The sequence below is a fragment of the Providencia sp. PROV061 genome (assembly GCF_011045655.1).
GTDB lineage: Bacteria > Pseudomonadota > Gammaproteobacteria > Enterobacterales > Enterobacteriaceae > Providencia > Providencia hangzhouensis.
The window spans coordinates 573,613-592,727 of the sequence record NZ_CP042861.1; the positions used below are offsets into that span (position 1 = coordinate 573,613).

General features: G+C 40.5%; 18 protein-coding genes and 1 pseudogene. 17 read left to right on the forward strand and 2 right to left on the reverse strand.

From position 1 onward, the window contains the following. Positions 1–6: 6 nt before the first annotated feature. The 5 genes from FVA72_RS02540 (at position 7) to FVA72_RS02560 (ending at position 5,096) form a co-directional block, all read left to right on the forward strand. Positions 7–1,038, forward strand: a complete 1,032-nt coding sequence (locus tag FVA72_RS02540; protein WP_110592498.1) for a carbon-nitrogen hydrolase family protein — start codon at positions 7–9, stop codon at positions 1,036–1,038. Continuing rightward, complete coding sequence (locus FVA72_RS02545; protein ID WP_004261087.1) at positions 1,035–1,790, forward strand: maleate cis-trans isomerase family protein; 756 nt, start codon at positions 1,035–1,037, stop codon at positions 1,788–1,790. The genes FVA72_RS02540 and FVA72_RS02545 overlap by 4 nt, the downstream gene beginning before the upstream one ends. 79 nt (positions 1,791–1,869) lie before the next feature. Then, a complete protein-coding gene (locus FVA72_RS02550) occupies positions 1,870–2,418 on the forward strand; it encodes a MarR family winged helix-turn-helix transcriptional regulator (RefSeq protein ID WP_110592497.1) in 549 nt (182 codons plus the stop codon). A gap of 267 nt (positions 2,419–2,685) precedes the next feature. Further along, entirely contained in the window at positions 2,686–4,332 is a 1,647-nt protein-coding gene (locus FVA72_RS02555) for a Na+/H+ antiporter (protein ID WP_036958339.1), read from the forward strand. A gap of 251 nt (positions 4,333–4,583) precedes the next feature. Beyond that, positions 4,584–5,096: an AAA family ATPase gene (locus tag FVA72_RS02560; RefSeq protein WP_096864579.1), complete on the forward strand. Its 513-nt coding sequence runs from the start codon at positions 4,584–4,586 to the stop codon at positions 5,094–5,096. Between the two features lie 56 nt (positions 5,097–5,152). Here the strand turns inward: FVA72_RS02560 and FVA72_RS02565 are convergent. Next, positions 5,153–5,773, reverse strand: a pseudogene (locus tag FVA72_RS02565) (flavin reductase family protein). Between the two features lie 621 nt (positions 5,774–6,394). Here FVA72_RS02565 and FVA72_RS02570 point away from each other — a divergent pair. The 9 genes from FVA72_RS02570 to FVA72_RS02610 all read left to right on the forward strand — a co-directional run bounded on the left by FVA72_RS02570 (position 6,395) and on the right by FVA72_RS02610 (position 14,165). After that, complete coding sequence (locus FVA72_RS02570; protein WP_036958338.1) at positions 6,395–6,724, forward strand: helix-turn-helix domain-containing protein; 330 nt, start codon at positions 6,395–6,397, stop codon at positions 6,722–6,724. Positions 6,725–6,885: 161 nt separating this feature from the next. Further along, positions 6,886–7,473 carry a fimbrial protein gene (locus FVA72_RS02575; RefSeq protein ID WP_153673210.1) on the forward strand — a complete coding sequence of 196 codons (588 nt, stop codon included), beginning with the start codon at positions 6,886–6,888 and terminating at the stop codon, positions 7,471–7,473. Between the two features lie 62 nt (positions 7,474–7,535). Further along, positions 7,536–8,114, forward strand: coding sequence for a fimbrial protein (locus FVA72_RS02580; protein ID WP_096864581.1), 579 nt, complete (start codon positions 7,536–7,538; stop codon positions 8,112–8,114). Positions 8,115–8,202: 88 nt separating this feature from the next. Beyond that, positions 8,203–10,755: a fimbria/pilus outer membrane usher protein gene (locus FVA72_RS02585; protein WP_110592496.1), complete on the forward strand. Its 2,553-nt coding sequence runs from the start codon at positions 8,203–8,205 to the stop codon at positions 10,753–10,755. 14 nt (positions 10,756–10,769) lie between these two features. After that, complete coding sequence (locus FVA72_RS02590; protein WP_226617120.1) at positions 10,770–11,507, forward strand: fimbrial biogenesis chaperone; 738 nt, start codon at positions 10,770–10,772, stop codon at positions 11,505–11,507. Between the two features lie 50 nt (positions 11,508–11,557). After that, the gene (locus tag FVA72_RS02595) at positions 11,558–11,953 is read left to right on the forward strand and encodes a fimbrial protein (RefSeq protein ID WP_136134395.1); all 396 of its coding nucleotides are present in this window, start codon (positions 11,558–11,560) and stop codon (positions 11,951–11,953) included. Further along, positions 11,946–12,461, forward strand: a complete 516-nt coding sequence (locus FVA72_RS02600; RefSeq protein ID WP_004261028.1) for a fimbrial protein — start codon at positions 11,946–11,948, stop codon at positions 12,459–12,461. Before FVA72_RS02595 ends, FVA72_RS02600 begins: the two co-directional genes overlap by 8 nt. After that, positions 12,461–12,994: a fimbrial protein gene (locus tag FVA72_RS02605; RefSeq protein ID WP_004261024.1), complete on the forward strand. Its 534-nt coding sequence runs from the start codon at positions 12,461–12,463 to the stop codon at positions 12,992–12,994. The genes FVA72_RS02600 and FVA72_RS02605 overlap by 1 nt, the downstream gene beginning before the upstream one ends. A 16-nt stretch (positions 12,995–13,010) precedes the next feature. Next, positions 13,011–14,165, forward strand: coding sequence for a hypothetical protein (locus tag FVA72_RS02610; RefSeq protein ID WP_004261020.1), 1,155 nt, complete (start codon positions 13,011–13,013; stop codon positions 14,163–14,165). A gap of 24 nt (positions 14,166–14,189) precedes the next feature. Here FVA72_RS02610 and FVA72_RS02615 read toward each other — a convergent pair whose 3' ends face one another. Beyond that, positions 14,190–14,963, reverse strand: a complete 774-nt coding sequence (locus tag FVA72_RS02615; protein WP_094961426.1) for an AraC family transcriptional regulator — start codon at positions 14,961–14,963, stop codon at positions 14,190–14,192. A gap of 192 nt (positions 14,964–15,155) precedes the next feature. Between FVA72_RS02615 and FVA72_RS02620 the strand changes: the two genes are divergently transcribed. Genes FVA72_RS02620 through FVA72_RS02630 form a run of 3 tightly spaced genes read left to right on the forward strand, consistent with a single transcriptional unit; the run spans position 15,156 to position 19,104 of the window. Beyond that, positions 15,156–17,573, forward strand: a complete 2,418-nt coding sequence (locus FVA72_RS02620; RefSeq protein ID WP_110592494.1) for a DMSO/selenate family reductase complex A subunit — start codon at positions 15,156–15,158, stop codon at positions 17,571–17,573. After that, positions 17,570–18,208 carry a DMSO/selenate family reductase complex B subunit gene (locus FVA72_RS02625; protein WP_110592493.1) on the forward strand — a complete coding sequence of 213 codons (639 nt, stop codon included), beginning with the start codon at positions 17,570–17,572 and terminating at the stop codon, positions 18,206–18,208. The genes FVA72_RS02620 and FVA72_RS02625 overlap by 4 nt, the downstream gene beginning before the upstream one ends. Then, positions 18,205–19,104 carry a dimethyl sulfoxide reductase anchor subunit family protein gene (locus tag FVA72_RS02630; protein ID WP_110592492.1) on the forward strand — a complete coding sequence of 300 codons (900 nt, stop codon included), beginning with the start codon at positions 18,205–18,207 and terminating at the stop codon, positions 19,102–19,104. The genes FVA72_RS02625 and FVA72_RS02630 overlap by 4 nt, the downstream gene beginning before the upstream one ends. Positions 19,105–19,115 lie beyond the last annotated feature (11 nt).

Here is a 19,115-nt window from a genome sequence, read left to right on the forward strand (position 1 = left end):
GGAAGTATGCTTAATTTGCAGACGTTTAAAGCCGCTGCGGTACAAGCCGCTCCGGTGTTTCTCGATACCAATGCTACGGTAGATAAAGTTTGTCGTTTAATTGAAGAGGCGGCGGATAACGGAGCGAAATTGGTTGCATTTCCAGAGGTTTTTATTTCTGGTTACCCTTATTGGAGTTGGGTGATGAACCCGATAGATGGCAGTCCATGGTTTGAAAAACTGTGCAAATCTGCCATTGAAGTCCCAGGGCCTGAAATACAAAAAATTGCTCAAGCTGCCGCACGCCACCACATCAATGTTGTAATTGGTGTGAATGAGCGGAACCCTAATGGAATCGCTACGTTATATAATACATTAGTGACGATTTCTGATGAAGGAAGAATTCTGGGGCGCCATCGTAAATTAGTCCCAACATGGGCAGAAAAACTGACGTGGGCAAATGGAGATGCCTCTTCACTAAAAGTTCATCAAACCAGTATTGGGCCTCTTGGGGCATTGGCCTGTGGGGAAAACACCAATACATTGGCGCGTTTTGCTCTATTGGCGCAAGGCGAGTTAGTCCATATTGCGAGCTATATCGCCTTACCCGTTGCACCAAAAGACTATGACATGGCCGAAGCGATTCGTTTACGCGCATCTGCCCACTGTTTCGAAGGCAAAGTTTTTACGATTGTTTCCTGTTCGACAGTGTCAGAAGAGATTATGGATGCAATGTCTGCAACTCACCCAGAAGCACGTGAGTTACTGGCTCGGCCAAATAGCGCTTTCTCAGGAATTATCGGGCCTGATGGACGAGTTGTAGGCGAACCATTGGTTGACAAAGAAGGGATTGTTTACGGTGAAATTGATTTAAATCGCTGTATTCAACCACGACAAATGCATGATATTACAGGGCATTATAACCGTTTTGATATCTTTGATTTACAGGTGAACCGCCGGCCATTAACGGCAGCACGTTTTCACGGTAATGGGCAAGAAGATGAAGCTTTAAATGTATTTCCAGAATCAGGTGAGTCATTTGGGGAGAGGGAGATATGAGTTTAGCACGTACATATCGTATTGGGCAGATTGTCCCGTCATCAAATACCACGATGGAAACAGAAATTCCGGCTATATTACGGGCAAGAGAAGCTCTGTTTGCGGAGCGCTTTACCTTTCATTCAAGCCGTATGCGTATGCAAAAAGTTACCAAAGAGGAGCTGGCAAAAATGGACTCCGATAGTGACCGCTGCGCTATTGAATTGTCAGATGCTGCGGTTGATGTGCTGGGATATGCCTGTTTAGTTGCGATTATGAGCATGGGGAAAGGTTATCATCGCATTTCAGAAAAACGTTTGTTTCAACGTACGGTAGATAACGGCCATCCAGCACCTGTAGTGACTAGCGCTGGGGCATTAGTTGACGGCTTACATGTAATGGGCGCTAAAAAAGTGTCTATTTTAACGCCTTATATGAAGCCGTTGACGCAGTTAGTGATTGATTATATCGAAAGTGAAGGCATTGAAGTGGTAGATAGTATTTCATTGGAAATTCCAGATAATTTAGATGTGGGCCGGCAAAACCCATTAGCACCAGTGGAAATTACGAAAAAACTCAATACCCAAGTAGATGCAATTGTGGCTTCTGCATGTGTGCAAATGCCTTCGCTACCCTCAATACAATTAATTGAAGACCGAGTTGGTTTACCTGTACTGTCTTCTTCGGTGGCGACGACCTATATGATGTTAAAAAAGTTGGGTTTAGAAACTCGTGTTGATGGGTTTGGTTCATTGCTAAGTGGAAAGTTTTAGCTGAATTATCGCCGACTTCTGCTACTCTTGAGGGGTTGTAATCAAATGCAATAATTCAAGATGTTATCAAGGGGAGCGAATGGCAAACTCAAAGGTTTTTGTTGATAATTATTTGCCTGCCCTATTGGGGCAGGCTTGGATGTTGGTTTCATCTGAGTTTCATGCCATTGTTGAAGAAAAAGGTTTGTCAATATTAGAGTGGAGAGTGTTATCCACACTAGCAGGTAATGGCTCGATGGGGATTACAGAGCTCTCACAAAAAACAGTCAGTAAACAACCGACAATTACTCGCGTACTACAACGGCTAGAACAGCAAGGGCACGTGGTTCGCCACAGTAACCATAATGGTAGTGATAAGCGCATAACACTTGTCAGTGTGACATCAAGTGGAATGTCACTAGTTGATGGTTTACTTATTGCAGCTCAGCAACACGAAGAAGTTGTTTTAGCTCCCTTGGGGCTACGTAAAAGTAAGATTCTTAAGCAAGTGCTACAAGAATTAATTGAGCGGCATAGTATAGAAAACACCAATACTGCAGATAAAAGCAATTCCGATAAAAATAATGAAAAAAAGCTAAAAAGAAAAAAATCAGGTAGCCTAAATTTATCTAAAGAAACAACAAAATAGTCGATTAATGATGGTTTAGTTCTATTTTTGATGGCAATACATAACTTATTATTGATATTGCGTTTAAATATTTATTTATCAAATAGATAAATAAGTTTCTTATGGGGCATTTAAGTCAGTGGTAATTTTTGCAACCTGATGATAGATAGGCTATTTCTTAATTTTATTATTTTTGTATCGATTGATTAATTGCCACTTTACATTGATTCATTTTATCTATTTACTTCATAACTGATAATTAATGATTAGCTAAACATGGAGCAATCAATGTCAGTAGTGACACTTGTACTCGTTTTTTTATTAGCCGTTGTTGTGAGCGTTTTTGTTTCACGACTGCTCAAAGATATTATTCCATTACCCCTGATCCAGATAGCACTAGGGGCTGGCTTGTCTTTATACGGTTTTACAGTTGAATTTGAACCTCATCTATTTCTATTTTTATTTATTCCTCCTTTATTATTCCTTGATGGATGGCGTATTCCTAAAGAAGCCTTATTTCAAGAAATTAAACCGATCATGTCGCTAGCCATAGGTTTAGTGGTTGTAACAGTGATTGGTATGGGCTTCTTTATACATTGGTTAATCCCAGCCATTTCTTTAGCTGTTGCCTTTGCGTTAGCAGCCATTTTATCGCCAACGGATCCCGTTTCCGTGTCTGCCATGACTGTCAATTCCCCATTGCCATCTCGAATGGCGCATATTTTGGAAGGGGAGTCATTGTTGAATGATGCAACGGGTCTGGTGTGCTTTAGTTTTGCAGTGGTCGCTGCGTTAACAGGTACATTTTCCCTTGCTTCAGCGGCTGGGCAATTTGTATTAGTGGCATTTGGCGGAATTTTAATTGGTTTGCTGGTGGCTTGGGCAATTGGCTGGTTAAACCAACTGCTCGTTAAGCGTACTGGGGAAGAACCTGCAATTCAAATTATGATCAGCTTACTGATGCCATTTACGGCTTATTTATTAGCTGAACATTTGCATGTTTCCGGTATTTTAGCGGCAGTAGTTGCTGGTATTGCGATGCACTATGAAAAAATTGCAGGTCGCATGCAAGCAGCTACACGTATGCAAAGTAAAGCGGTGTGGGATACGGTACAAACTGCGTTGAACGGGATGATTTTCATTTTGTTAGGTGAACAGTTACCGGGTATGTGGACAAATATGCCTGCTGTAGCAGAGGCCGCGGGTGCGAGCCATCCTTGGATGCTGTTTGTTTATGTGGCGATTATTACCGTGGCATTGGCAGTTTTACGGTTTAGCTGGGTGTGGATCTCGATGACTTTAACCGTCTTCCATAAACGCCGTCGCGGTAAAGAAGCAGATGTTATGCATATTCGTATGATGGCAGTAATGGCGACAGCGGGTGTGCGCGGAGCGATTACGTTAGCGGGTATTTTAACGTTACCTTTATTGATGCCAGATGGTTCATTATTCCCGAATCGTGACGTGGCTATTTTCTTAGCGATGGGGGTGATTTTATGCTCATTATTGATTGCCAGTATCGCACTGCCTATTTTAACGAAAGGGTTAGTACAAGACTTACCTTATGATAATGACGAAATTCGAGCGCGTTTAGCTTTAAATGAAGCCGCGATGGCACATTTACGTGAATTAATGAACCACCCATCGGATGATATGGATGAAATTGCTATGCGTACTGAAGTTGGGGCGCAACTATTAGAAATTTATGGCAGACGACTCGATAATTCGGATGAAACTGAGTCAGATGTCTATGATTTACATAAGATGATTAATATGGAACGCGAAATGTCTAAGTCGGCGTTAAAAGCGAAACGCGACGCGTTATATCAAATGCGTAAAAGTAAAAATATCAATGAAAGGGTGTATCACCGTTTACGTGATGAACTTGATTTAAAAGAAGAGACTCTGAATCACCATAAAAATGGTAAACATTAATTAGCGAAAACAAACGACCTGAATTTATTCAGGTCTTTTGTTATTGTAATTCAACTGAATTTGACGGCTTGTATTGAGTTCTGATAGGTTGGTTACAATTCAATTTAGGAAATTTATATGTCACAGGTTGTAGCAAGCTTAAGCATTATTATTACCATCACATAGTGGTGGGGATAAGCTACATCCTAAACCCGCCAGATAAGGCGGGTTTTTTGTCCTTATCTGGTTAATTATTCAGTAAGGAACTATTTATGAATTTAACAGAAGCATCTCCATTATTAAAAAAACAACCTCGTTTGCATTTTCTTTGTGGGAAAATTGCCTCTGGGAAATCGACATTAGCGAAACAACTGGCTAACCTCCCTCGTACTATTTTGCTCTGTGAAGATGAATGGCTTGCCGCTCTTTATCCTAATGAAATTACTGAATTGGCTCACTATGTCGAAAAAAGTGCTTTAGTAAAACAGGTATTGGAAGGCCATATTAGGCAATTGATACAGGCTGGGAATAATATCGTGATGGATTTTCCCGCCAACACACCAATACAGCGTCAATGGTTAATGTCTTTGGCGCAATCATCTGATGTATCTTATGTATTTCATGTATTGCAGGTAAGTAATGATGAGTGTAAGGCAAGGCTTGCTGCTCGTAATTTAGCAGGGGAAAACCCATTTCAAACATCTGAAACGCAGTTTGATTTAATTACGGCACATTTTTCTTATCCAACAAGTAGCGAGCGGTTAATCTGTAAATTTTATCCATAAAGGTAACATACCTGAGTAATAAACTTATGGAGGAGACTTATTACTCAGATTTATGGTCACTTAGGTCGATACATTTTGAGGTTTTGCTGCTGTTCAATCCAATAGCAATCAGCTGGCCCTCCAGCACGCAATAGTGGTTTCTGGCTAGCACAATCATATAAGCCATTATTCAAGGCTGATTCATCAATATGCACCATGACGACTTCTCCCATCACCATCCAAGTATCCAATAGTTGCCCATCCGCCCGTTTAAGTTACTGATATTGTGTGACAACACATTCCATTGAAACGGGTGTTTGAGCGATACGAGGCGGTGAAACGAGTGTTGAAGGGAGGGGGGATAGCCCCGTTAATGCAAATTCGCTTTCACCATGTGCGAGTGTGGCACTACTCATATTTACGTGTTCACCGAGTGAAAGCGTGGCAAGGTTATAAACAAACTCCCCTGTTTCGATGGCATTAGTTACTGAATCTTTTTTACCAACACTCGAAAAGGCCAATATAGGTGGTGAATAATTGAAAATATTGAAAAAACTATAAGGAGCTAGATTGGCTCTACCTTTACTATCACAGGTTGATATCCAACCAATAGGTCTAGGACCAATGAGTGATGGGATAGGGTCATGGGGTAGCCCGTGACCCTGCTGTGGTTGGTAACTATAAAACTTTGCTATCATTTTGGAGTCCTTTTTAATATTACTTTAACGGATATTTGAACAAGGTGTTAGGTATTTAAATAATAAATGCTATTAATGCATAAAGAATGCAGTAAGTGGATATTTTATTTTTAATTTTTCTTATATTAACGTTTGAGGATGTAACTTAATATAATAATATTAAATTAAATAGTAATTGATGATTATCTTTATTTTATTTATGAGTTTTAGTATTGACTTTATTGCTTAACTCTATTTTTGTGTAAATCCAGTGGATTGATTTATTTTAATTAGAAGCTTTAATTTATTCTTTTAATTTCGTTATTTTCTGCATGTTAATATTTTTATATTTAATTAATCCGCCTTGCTATTATCTTGATTTATTTGTTTTTAACCTTTTGATTTTTAATATTTATTGTGTGTTCATCTAAGTTATATTACATGGGTTATATAATTTAATAGGAAATAGCTATCAAATTATATAAGTTCGATCGATACAAACGTATTTACAGAATTAATTAATAAACCTATATTTAAATTAAATCATTCTCTATTTTTATTAGATGTAAAAACAAACTGATTCTTAAGTTCGTAACGAGTCATTTAAAATTTCAAATGGGAGTTTTATTCATTGGAATTAATATGATAAAAACAAATGCGTTATTACGTCGGGATGTTGGGTTATTTTTAAGACAAGCCAGAATTGATAAATCATTAACAGGGTACCAACTAGCTAAAATACTAAAAATAAGTCAACAACAGGTTTCTCGTTATGAAAGAGGGGAAACCGGTATTAATGTTGAAGTATTGAATACTCTTTTGGGCGTATTAGAAAGAAATTGGCTAGAATTTTTTTTCAAAGTCCTAGTGAATCATTCGAATGAAATTGCAGATATAAGAATACAAAATGAATTTTTTAATCTCATCGAAAGATCACTTTTCTACTATTATGGGGAATCAAAAAAAAGATAATTTTCAATTGGGTATGTGGTTGGAGTAAAAAATCACTCATATGGTGATGCTTAGTTTTATGTCCTCTTTAATTGAATTAAATATCGAAATTAGATTTACGCTATTGAATATTTAATGGCGTATTTATTGTAGTTTAATTTTTTAATTGAAAGGAAAAATATATGCAATTTACCAAATTAAATATTGCACCCTATTTATCAAAATCATCTCGGTTATTTATTTTTACTGCATTAATAGCTGGTATTTTTTCAACAAATTCTGCTGCCGACAACACAGGTACAGTTGATTTCGAAGGTGTCGTTGTTAGTACTCCTTGTAATATAGCGCAATCCTCACTAAAGCAAATTATTGATTTTGGACAATTATCTCGTCGAGCATTGGAAAATGGTCGCGTGGCTGAGGTGAAATTTAATATTGAATTTACTGGGTGTGATTTCACTGACTTTGATATTGATACAGCTGGAAAACCTATTGCTGTTAAATCAATGGAATTAGTGTTTACAGGGCAAAGCTATGCGGATGCAGCAAATACTTTACTTTCTACTTCTGCGGGTAATACCAACAATGTAGGAATTGGTATTGATGGATTTGAGTTTGGAAAAGCTAAAGATGTGCTTTCACGTATCATCAATAAAAAAGGAGATAACGTATTATCTTTCAAAGCGTTAGCAAAAGCTGTTGATACAACGAAAAGTGTATCGGAAGGTAAGTTCAGCGCAGTAACAAACTTTCGTATTACCTATCAATAACTAAATGGTTTAACCGCCAGAATTGACTGGTGGTTAAATATTGATTCGCTAGAGGGGGGGGCATGGTTAGTTATCAAAGGGTTATGAATATAATAGTCTTGTCGATAATGCTTATTTTTAGTATTCACTCATATGCAGACCCCAAAATTATTAAGCCCTACAACGTCAATGCAAGAACATTACTTAAAGGCAGTGTTATCGATGCGCCGTGTTCAATAACGTTGAAAAATCGCTATCAAACTATTGATTTTTCTTCTTTGGCTCTCGCTTTTTTGTCAAATAGCTTGCAAAGAGAAATGCATGATCAGCCTTTTATTATCGAGCTACAAGATTGTGGTAGTGCTTATTCAACCATTGACCTAAAAACATGGAAAATACGCTTTGTCGGCCAACGTGCGCAATATATTGATGCTTTTACGCTACAAGGTGCTTCCGAAGGGCTAGGCGTATCGGTATTAGACAATTCAAAAATACGATTACAGCCTAATAAGGTTTATTCATTATCTGACAATGTGTTGTATCAAGATAAATCAGGATACAGCCTTTTCCTTCGCTATTTCTTACGTTTGGAATTAACCGGACAGCCGATTCAAGCGGGCCGTTATTACGGGCTGATCCGCTTTTTCATCGATTACCAATAACACGCATGAAGAATATGTTTTTATGAGCTTCATTTTGAAGATGAACTCTTATTGCATTTAATCTGGTATAGCTAGGATGGTATAGAGCATGGTGTTCAAAACTAACGAAAAATTGAAGCTAGCTTGGCTCATTGCTTTTCTGTTACCGAGTTTTATAGGATGGAAAGCATTTGCAACTGAATTTAATACAGATGTTTTAGATGCAGATGATATGCAAAATATTGATATGAGCCAGTTTTCGGTAGCAGGGTATACGCTACCGGGGGATTATGTTTTTACTCTCTTTGTTAATGGGCAACGTTTAGGGGCACCCCGCAATATCTCCGTTTATGAAAATAAGCCTATTGCAGGCGAATCAACCCAAGCGACACAAACTATTTGTATTCCTCCTGATATCTTTGAGTTAATTGGGTTAAAGCGTTCTGCGATGGAGAAAGTGACACTTTCTCATAGTGGAAAATGCCTCGATTTTTCTGCGCTATCAGGCGTTCAAACAGCCATAGAGCTCAGCACCTTATCGCTGAAAATGACTATTCCGCAAATATGGATGGAATATCGCGACCCTTACTGGGTTCCTGCTAATTTATGGGAAGAAGGAATAGGTGGCGCATTTATTGATTACAATGCGAATATTTCTGCAACCAAAGAAACGAATAGTAATCGGCAAATCTATTTATCAAGTAATGGAATCACTGGGGTAAATTGGGGGGCTTGGCGCCTACGTGGTGATTACAGTACATCTTATCAGAAGCAACGGGGTGATTATCCTCAAGAAAAACATAACTTTGATTTTACTCGTCTTTATGCATTTACTTCATTGAAAGATAGTGCCTCAATCTTTACGTTGGGAGAAAATTATTTTTATTCGGATATCTTTGAATCTTGGCAATATACTGGTTTTTCTTTAGAAAGTGATGACCGCATGCTACCGCCTAAATTAGTGGGGTATGCACCTGAAATTATTGGTGTTGCAAATACTAATGCGATTGTAATTGTTCGCAGCCAAGAACGCATTATTTCTGAAACGGCAGTGCCTCCTGGACCATTTCGTATTCAAACACTTGATAGTGGGATCCGTGGTGTATTAGATGTGACTGTGCGTGAAGAAAATGGGGAGGAGAGCAAGTTTAGTCTTAGTACAGCTTCGTTACCTTATTTAACACGTCCCGGACGCGTTATTTATAAAGTCGCAATGGGAAAGACGCGTTATGACAATCGGCATTTGACAGGTGAGCCTGTTGTAAGTGGTGAATTATCATATGGTGTTTCAAATGCATGGTCATTATATGGAGGAACTCAACTTAATGGTTATTACCAAAGTGCAGCATTAGGGATCGGACGGGATCTTTTTTCAATAGGCGCGGTTTCTTTTGATATCACACAATCTTTTGCCGATTTTTCAGATAAAAGACGCCAAGGCCGCTCTTATCGCGTTAATTACGCAAAATCTTTCGATGAGCTACGCACAGATATTACCTTTGCAGGCTACCGTTTTGCCGACAAAGAGTACCGAACACTAACGCAATTTATGGATGAAGAGAGAATAGGTTATGGTACTCAGGCAGCAAAAGAAAATTATCAATTATATTTAAATAAATATTTTGATGATTTTAATATTTCTCTTAATTATCAATATAGTACTTATTGGCAGCACGACTCACAAACGCAATACGGTTTATACATTAATGCGCCTTTAAATTTTCCTCTTCTGTCCCAGAATGCCGCAAATTTATCATTATCAGCAACTCGTACTGAACGGGACAATGGCAATGAAGAAGATGCAATTAATCTCTATCTCACAGTACCATTATTCCGCGGTCATAGCATCACATTTTCTGAACTCTACTCACGGTCAGCGGGTAATAATCAATTTAATCATCAGGTTGGCTATAGTGGTTATGGGGAACAAGATAATTACAATATCAATGTTGGTTATAACCACGGCCAACATATTGATAATCAAGTGAGTTTGAGTGGCTTTTATTCACGAGATATCTCTCAAGCAAGTACATCTATAAATGCGAGCTATGTGCCTGATCAATACCACAGCATTGGCGGGTCAATCAATGGTGGGCTCACATTAACCTCGAAAGGGGCGGCACTGCACCGCTCAGCGCATGGTGATACACGACTTATGGTTGAAACCCCCGACGTGAGCGGTATTCCTCTCGATAATGGGGTGATTAAAACCAATGCATTTGGGTTGGCTGTTATTCCCAATGTGAATAGTTATCGAAAATCAACTGCTTCAATTAATACCAGCCAGTTACCCGATGATATCGAAAGCCTCGATCCCTCGACAGATATTACGTTAACCAAAGGTGCCATAGGCTATCGCAGCTTATCGGTGATGAAGGGGCATAAATTATTTGTTGTTTTTGCTTTGTCAGATGGAAAGCACCCACCTTTTGGCGCCAGTGTACGTAATAAAAATAACCAAGAAGTAGGGCTAGTGGGTGAAGGCGGTGTGACGTGGCTAGTGGGGGTATCACCTCAAGAAAAGTTGTCGTTGTATTGGAATAACCAGCCACAGTGCGAGTTATCTCTACCTGAAAAATTAAATGAGCTTACGGATTTGTTGTTGCTGCCATGTTCTTCAGCCAAAGCGGTCCGTTCAGTTTATTCATCATCAAGTAAATGATTGTGAGGCTAATTATGTGGAAGTTAGATATTTGTTATCAATGGATTGTGAGAGTACTGCTTGTCATACCTATATTATCATTTAATACCTACGCAGCAGTGACCCTGGATCGAACTCGGATTATTTTTCCTGGGGATGTGAAATCGATTAATATCAAGATAACTAATGATAACCCAGAAGAGGCGTATCTCGCACAAAGTTGGATTGAAGACCAACAAGGTAAGAAGCTAACAAAAGGAGCGTTATTGGCTACGCCGCCACTACAACGCGTAGAGCCGAATAGCCAAAGCTTAGTTCGCTTGAGTCTGACGCCTTTATTTAGTCAGTTACCGCAAGATAGGGAATCCGTATTTTATTTTAATTTGCGAGAAGTCCCGCCTAAATCTCATGATGCGAATACCTTACAAATTGCTTTGCAATCGCGAGTGAAGCTTTTTTATCGACCTCCGTCCATTTTAGCCAAGTCAGAAACAAACTGGGCACATAAGGTCACATTAATGAAAACGAATAAAGGGTATCAGCTCAATAATTCAACGCCTTTCAATTTGACGGTTATTGGCTTGGGTAATAACCAAAAACAGTCGGAACAAAGCCAATTTGAAGTGGTGATGGTGCCGCCTAAATCGACTCAAGAGTTTATTTCCCAGCCACTAACAAGACCTCATTTAACCTATATCAATGATTATGGCGGAAAACCGACTTTGGCTTTTCATTGCCAACAAGACGTTTGCACAGTGGTGGATGAACATTAGTTAGCTGAGGGGGATATACGCCTAGCATCAATAATAGAAGGAGTAATGCATTGATAAAGCATATGCTTATTGGTCTATTTTTCATCAGTGGCATGATAGGAGTGATGGCTTCAGCGAACGGACTTTTAAATCATACTGCGGTGAATGAATCACATTATGAAGATTTAAATAGTGGATGGTTAGAAGTGAGCGCTCGATTATTCAATTCGCCTTGCCACTTAAAAATATCAACCTCAGCGGTGATGTTGACTCAATGTGGCGCAGGCGGTGCATTTTCTGCGGATAAAACGCAAACAACGCCCGCACAAATACGCTTCTATGATGTGCAGAATGGAAATGTTACGGCCATAGAGAAAATGAATTTATTAAACGGTAATAATTTTATTCACCCACCTGTTTCAATGCATAAATCGAATTTATTACGGTTGGAGGTGGTTTATGAGTAAGGCCATTTTACTTTTAAGCCTTGTGGTTCCTATTTTTGGTTGGAGTAAGGAAAGCCTAGATGTGGAATTTAGTGGTATTTTAGTCAATAAAACCTGTCAGTTAGCGGCTGATTCCATCAATAAGCGGGTAAAAATTGAAAATATACGTTTGAAGTCGATTAATGACAATATTCCTAGTGATATCACACCATTTTTTATCACGATTGAAAAATGCAGCCAAGCCGACCTTAATAAGATGATTAAGATTACCTGGAAAAGCCCAAAACAAGTCACTGTAGAGGGAGGGAATTACCTTGGAACGGATGGAAGTAGTGGTGTACTGCTTGGTGTAGTTGATAAGCAAGGCGAGTTTGTTACTTGGGATAAATCGATTGAGGTAACACCTGTTACGGTTACAGGTGGAAGTCAGCAATTGGAATTTGGTGTATTTGTGCGTAAAAATCCGTTGAATGAAGCAAAAAAAGGGGTTTTCTCAAGCTCAGCGACTTTTTCATTGGAGTATGAGTAATGAATACAATCAATTGGTTATCTAAATTTGTTTTGTGTTTTTTATTCCTCCCATTTATGTCTAAGTCGGATGTTTTAATCGATGTGAGCGCAACGTTAGTCGACCCAGCCTGCCATCTGCGTAGCGAAGATAACAGTACACCGTTAAAAATCAATTTTGGGGTGATTAATATACCGCATAACTCTGATGATATTTCCCAATCCCATACATTTCCATTGTATTTAACTGGCTGTAATTGGAATAAATCACTCGGTATTATGATTAACCCCAAAAATAGTAACACTATGGTTTATCAAGGAAAAAGTATTTTATCCACTAGTACTGATGGCCTTGGCATTAATATCAATAATATAACTGGTGGTGTGGCTCATCCACTTGAAGTTAATCAAATTCAACAAATATTTCCAGAACAAATAGATGCCACTTTACAGCGAATTATTTTACAAGCTGAGCTCGTCAATACCCTACCAGCGAGCCAACTCCGTGCTGGAAAATTTAGTGCTATTGCCATGATTTCGGTCACTTACTATTAAGGCGGTAATATCGGTTATGTCTAATTTTCAAATCCTGTTTCAGGCGGTTTCTAGCTCTATGGTGAAAATACCATTTCCCTTATTTTTTAAGGGAGAGTTTTTTAAACAACCATCTAGCTTATCAATGTATTTTCTGGTGGCCATTCTTAGTTTGTATGGAATGAATGCTCATGCAGATTATGCATCTCGAATACAAAATTCCAATTCAGGTTATTCAATTCGGATCGATAGTAATAGTGTTATTGAACCCGTTGCACGAGTTGGTTCTGATGGCAAAAATTATTATCGTGTAGGAAACCCTATTGTTATTGATGGTAATAGTGCTCAAGTGAGTGTGTCTGGCTTGGTTGATTGTGTTGGGAGACGATGGGGGAGCAGCAATACAAGAATTCATTCATCACAGGCATTTCATCGTTTGTTTATGTATGTAGCTTCTGCGGGAGTCACGATTGATGGAAAAACAGCCTACCGGATCAATAACAATTTAGTGATGACGGTGGAAACTCCGATAATGAATTGGATAAATATTGATGCAGGAATGTGCTCATATGCTTATGTGGGGCTTGTTAGGGCTGCCCAAGAGTTTACCAGTCAATTTCCAGTTACTATTACATTTTTTATTAATGAGCAAATTATTGATGGAAAACTGGTTATTCCTGCAATGGATTTAGCGGGCTATGTTCGCGCTTTTACTGAGCCTAAAGCAGTGCCACCCTTTGATAGCTGGCCTTTATCTGACTCAACAGTGCCAATGCGTCTTGCCGCTTCTCAGTTAAATGTGAAAGCAATGTGCTCCACGCAAACGAGCTCTGGGCAGGCTAGCACCGTCAATTTGCGACACGGTCAATTAAGTAGTATTCATTACGATAGCTTGGTGACGGAAAGTATCAGATACACGTGCAAATTTGCTGCCTTAACGAAGGTAAGGTTACGGTTAGACTATGTGACAGATGGCGACCCACAAAAGCGCTTGCCAATGAAAGATGCTTCAAATAGAACGATTTACAGTAAGTTAGACATTGTGGATGAACAAACCGGCGCGACAGGTACAGATATTCGTGTGGGAATTCATTCAAATCGCACTATTTATATTCGTAGTCGTATTCAAGGAAATAATGCAGACGCAGGAAGTTATCAAGGGTCTGCATGGTTAATTGCCACATTTGACTAAATTGAATTTTTGAATGGTTAGGTGTTATCCACTAATTCTCTGAATAAAACTGGATGGACTTTGCCCTAACCATTTTTTAAACATGGTCGAAAAAGACCCAACGCTGCTGTAGCCTAAATCAAATGCGACCTCAGTAATGGATTTACCTGCAGAAATATGGGTAATCGCACTTAATAAGCAAGCTTGCTGCCGCCAGTCAGAGAAAGATAACCCCGTTTGAGCACCAAAAAAACGGCTAAATGAGCGCTCACTTTTATGTAGTTTTGCCGCCCACTCCTGTGGTAATGAGGTGATTTGTGGCGCTTTTAGGAATTCCCGACACAACTGGGCTAAATGTTCATCTCGTGGGATGGGGGCGTAGAAAGGCAGGGGCTCTGCTTGTGCAATTTCATACAAAATCAATTGGTACATCACACCATCACGACCATTTAAATCATATTCAATTGGGGTATCAACTGCTTCAAGCAATAGCTGACGAAGTAAGGGGGAAACCCTGAGTACTTCGCATTTGTTTCCCCTACGTGGAGCGGCTTTGGGCTCAATGTATAAGCTACGCGTACTGACATTCAACATGCGCGTTTCATGAGGTGTATTACAGGGGATCCAAACACCACTATCAGGCGGTATGACCCACTCGCCATCTGCGGTACTCACTTCAATCAAGCCTGTCGCACCATATAGAAACTGGGCACGGCGGTGAACGTGAGAATCAAGCAGCACGTTTGGTAAATAGTCTGTTCCGATAGCTAAAACATCACGCGGAGTTGCATCGACAGTTTTCAGAGGAATATTTCGCATAGGAATTTTTCTTGGCTGAGATTCAAAAGTTATTATCTATTTTCTGAATATAGGCAATTTTTATTGATATAACCACATGTTTTCCGTGGTTGGCTGAAATTCCAATGTGTTTGGCAGGTTTTCGAAAGTTGATAAACAGGGAAATGTTTACCCTATCGCGGCAACTTAATGTATGCCAGAGGTAGAGTTATCATGGAAAATTATTACGATCAGGCGGATAGTGAGAGTCTGATTGAACCCCTAACCCGTCGTCGGTTTATTCAAGGCAGCTCTGCACTCATGGCTGTCCCATTTATTGCGACAAACACTGTTGCATCAACAGCAGAAAACCCGAATATCATCCCAACCACAACGCTGCAAAATGAAGGCGAGCGAGTGGTCTCCACCTGCAGTAGTTTTGACTGTGGTGGCAAATGTGATATTCGAGTACACGTTAAAGAAGGCGTGGTGACACGAATTAGTACCCGTCCAGATGCCGATTTAGACGAAGAGATGCCCATCATGCGTGCTTGCGTGCGTGGCCGCAGTTACCGGAAGTTCGTTTATCACCCAAATCGCCTGAAATACCCAATGAAAAGAGTGGGCAAACGAGGGGAAGGGCGCTTTGAGCGAATTAGCTGGGAAGAGGCGACAACCTTGATTGCTGACAACATGCAGCGCATCAACGCCCAATATGGCCCTGCATCGCGCTTTGTTAGCCTCAGCACTGGGGTGACTGGGGGAATTTTCTCCGGTGCCAATATGTTGCGTCGGTTGTTTAATATCACGGGTGGTTTTTTAGAAAATTACCACTCAGTGAGCAATGGCAATACCATGGCGGTTACGCCTTATACCTATGGCACGTCAGCAAGTGGTAGCACGCTAGACACATTAGAAAATACGCCATTGGTGATCTTGTGGGGACATAACCCGAACGAAACCATTTTTGGTCACACGAATCATTATTTCCAAAAAATGAAAAAAAATGGCACTAAATTTATTGTTGTCGACCCACGTTACTCGGATACCGCGTCGTCATTAGCGGATCAGTGGATCCCCATTTTGCCGACAACAGATAATGCGATGATGGATGCCATGATGTATGTGATCATCAGCGAAGGCCTGCATGATCAATCTTTTATCGACAAATTCACTATTGGTTTTGATGAGCACCAGATGCCCGACGGCATCCCTGAAAATGAGTCATTAGTGGCATATTTAATGGGGAAAAAAGATGGTGTGGTGAAAACTCCTGAATGGGCAGAACCTATCACCAAAGTCCCCGCTGATACCATTCGTCAACTGGCTCGCGAATATGCCAATACAAAACCGGCGGCCTTAATACAAGGTTGGGGGCCTCAACGTCACATCTGTGGTGAACGTTCCGCCAGAGGGGCCACTCTGTTAGCCACAATTACCGGAAATGTAGGCGTAAAAGGGGGCTGGGCTGCGGGCTATGGCATGGCAGTAACCCCTGATTTACGTAAAACGTTAGCGGGCCCGAGCCTATTTGAAAACCCAGTTAAAGCGAAAATCAATATCACCAATTGGGTGCAAGCTTGTGAAAACAAAGACCTTGTGACGCCAAATAATGGTTTGAAAAATGCGGAAAAACTCGATACGGAAATCAAAATGATTTTTTCGTTGGCGGGTAACTATATGACTAACCAGAACCCCGATATTTTGCATGCTGCTAAAGTTCTGGAAGATGAAAGTAAAGTTGAGTTTATCGTTTACAGTGACTTATACATGACACCCAGCGCCAAGTATGCCGATATTTTACTACCTGAAACCAGCTTCTTAGAACGCTGGAATGTGGGGGGAACATGGGGAACGGGCAACTACATTATTTTATCGGAAAAAGTCGTTGAGCCTGAATTTGAGCGGCGTAGTGACTATGAGTGGTTGCGAGAGGTCGCTGAAAAACTCGGCGTTGGCGAGAAATTCAGTGAAGGGCGTACAGAAAAACAGTGGATTGAGTATTTAGTCAATGACGCTCATCAAAAACGCCCAGAAGATGGCATTCCAACTTTTGATGAGCTACTGGTTAAGCGTCGCCATTTGTTAAAACACAAACCGCATGTGGGCCATGTCGCCTTCGAAAAAAATATTAACGATATCGAGAATAACCCGTTTGAAACACCATCTGGAAAAATTGAGATTTTCTCTCAGCGTCTTTATGAACGCAATGATGTGGATATCCCTGCGTTATCCCATTATGTGCCTGCCATTGAAGGACCAGAAGATGAACTAGCTTCCCGCTATCCATTGCAATTAATCACTTGGAAAGGTCGTAATCGTGCCAATTCAACGCAATTTGCTAACCCGTGGCTACAAGAAGTGCAGCGCCAAGAGTTGTGGATCAACCCAATTGATGCCAAACGGCGAAATATCACGGATGGAGAGCGCGTCAAAGTGAATAACGACCGCGGTATCACTATGGTGCCCGTCAAAATCACCCAGCGGATTATGCCCGGAGTGGTGGCTTTACAAGCAGGAGCATGGTGGCAACCTGATGAAAATGGCGTTGACCAAGGTGGTTGCGCTAACGTTTTAACATCAGCCCGTAGCACAGCAATGGCACATGGAAATGCCCATCAAACCTTATTGGTGGAGGTAAGCAAAGCATGAGTAAATTTCACGTTTATCCCGCGATAAGCAGCAAACAGCTTGGTTTTTATATTGATTCTGCACGTTGCTCAGGTTGTAAAGCCTGTCAAGTTGCCTGTAAAGACAAAAATAATCTTGATGTGGGGCGCAAATATCGTCGCGTATACGAAGTCGCTGGCGGTGAGTTTATTGAAAATGGTACGGGAGGACTGGTGAATAACGTCTTTGCTTATACGTTATCCATTTCCTGCAACCACTGCGCCGACCCAATGTGTGTGAAAAACTGCCCGACAACGGCGATGCACAAGCGTGAAGGGGATGGCATCGTGATGGTCAATACAGACAAATGCGTAGGTTGTGGAACTTGCGCTTGGTCTTGCCCATATGGCGCACCGCAAATGAACCCTGAAACCAAACAAATGTCGAAATGTGATTTTTGCATCGACCTGCAACTAAAAGGGGAGCAACCCGTCTGCGTCGCCACATGCCCATTAGGGGCCATTCAGTTCGGCCCAATAGATGAACTCAGACAACGTTATGGCGAGCTGGCGGATGTCCGTGGGTTACCGGACTCATCGATTACGCATCCCAATTTAGTGATCCACCCACATCTTGGGGCTGGCCGCACTCAAAACTCACAAGGAGAAGCCAAATGAATGAGTGGCCATTGTTATTATTCACATTTTTAATGCAAACATCCATCGGGTTGAGTGTGATGTTAGCGCTTTTCGCAAAAAAATTATCAGCGGCTTTACCTCATAAAACGAATACACAATTTTTGCAGCAATACGTGTTTGTTGCCTGTGTATTTGCGGGGGTAGGTTTATTGTCTTCAATCACCCACTTAGGGGTTCCTTTGAATGCGCCTAATTCTTTGTTGAATATCTTTTCATCGTGGCTAAGCCGTGAAGTGGTTTTGACTGCGACCTATTTTGCTTTTCTTGGGCTGACTTTTTTGTGGCTATGGTTCAAAAAGGAATTGTCATTTCTGCTGCTTGGTTTGGCTATCATTGCTGGGTTATGTGATGTGTATGCCATGGCTTCAATTTATCGTTATACATCAATGTTAACGTGGATGAATGATAATACTTATTTGATGTTCTACGGCACGATGTTAACTGCGGGAGCTGCTGGGTATTATTTATTAATCAATTTGTTATTGTGTTTTCATGCAGGATCGCCAGCGGCTCAAGTCTCAACGCGTGGGTTATGGGTGCTATGGACGGTTATTGGCATTAGCTTATTAGCCCGTTTAGCTTATCAACCTGCCTATGAAAATTACTTAGTTAGCACGAGTTATCATAATGAATCGATTACATTTCCTATCGACTCTATTCATGCCTACCAAAGGATTTGGTCGCTGCGTATCACTAGCTGGGTAGTTGGAATACTGGCGGTGATTTTATTGGGATATGGATTATTTCGCCATATGCGACAGACTGCGAGTGGGGTTATGACTTCGAGCAGCAAAGGGTATTTAGTGGTGGGTTTTGCGGCTGCCATAATTGCTGAATTTATGCTGCGTTACTGTTTCTATACTATTCATCTGTAAATAAATAACAG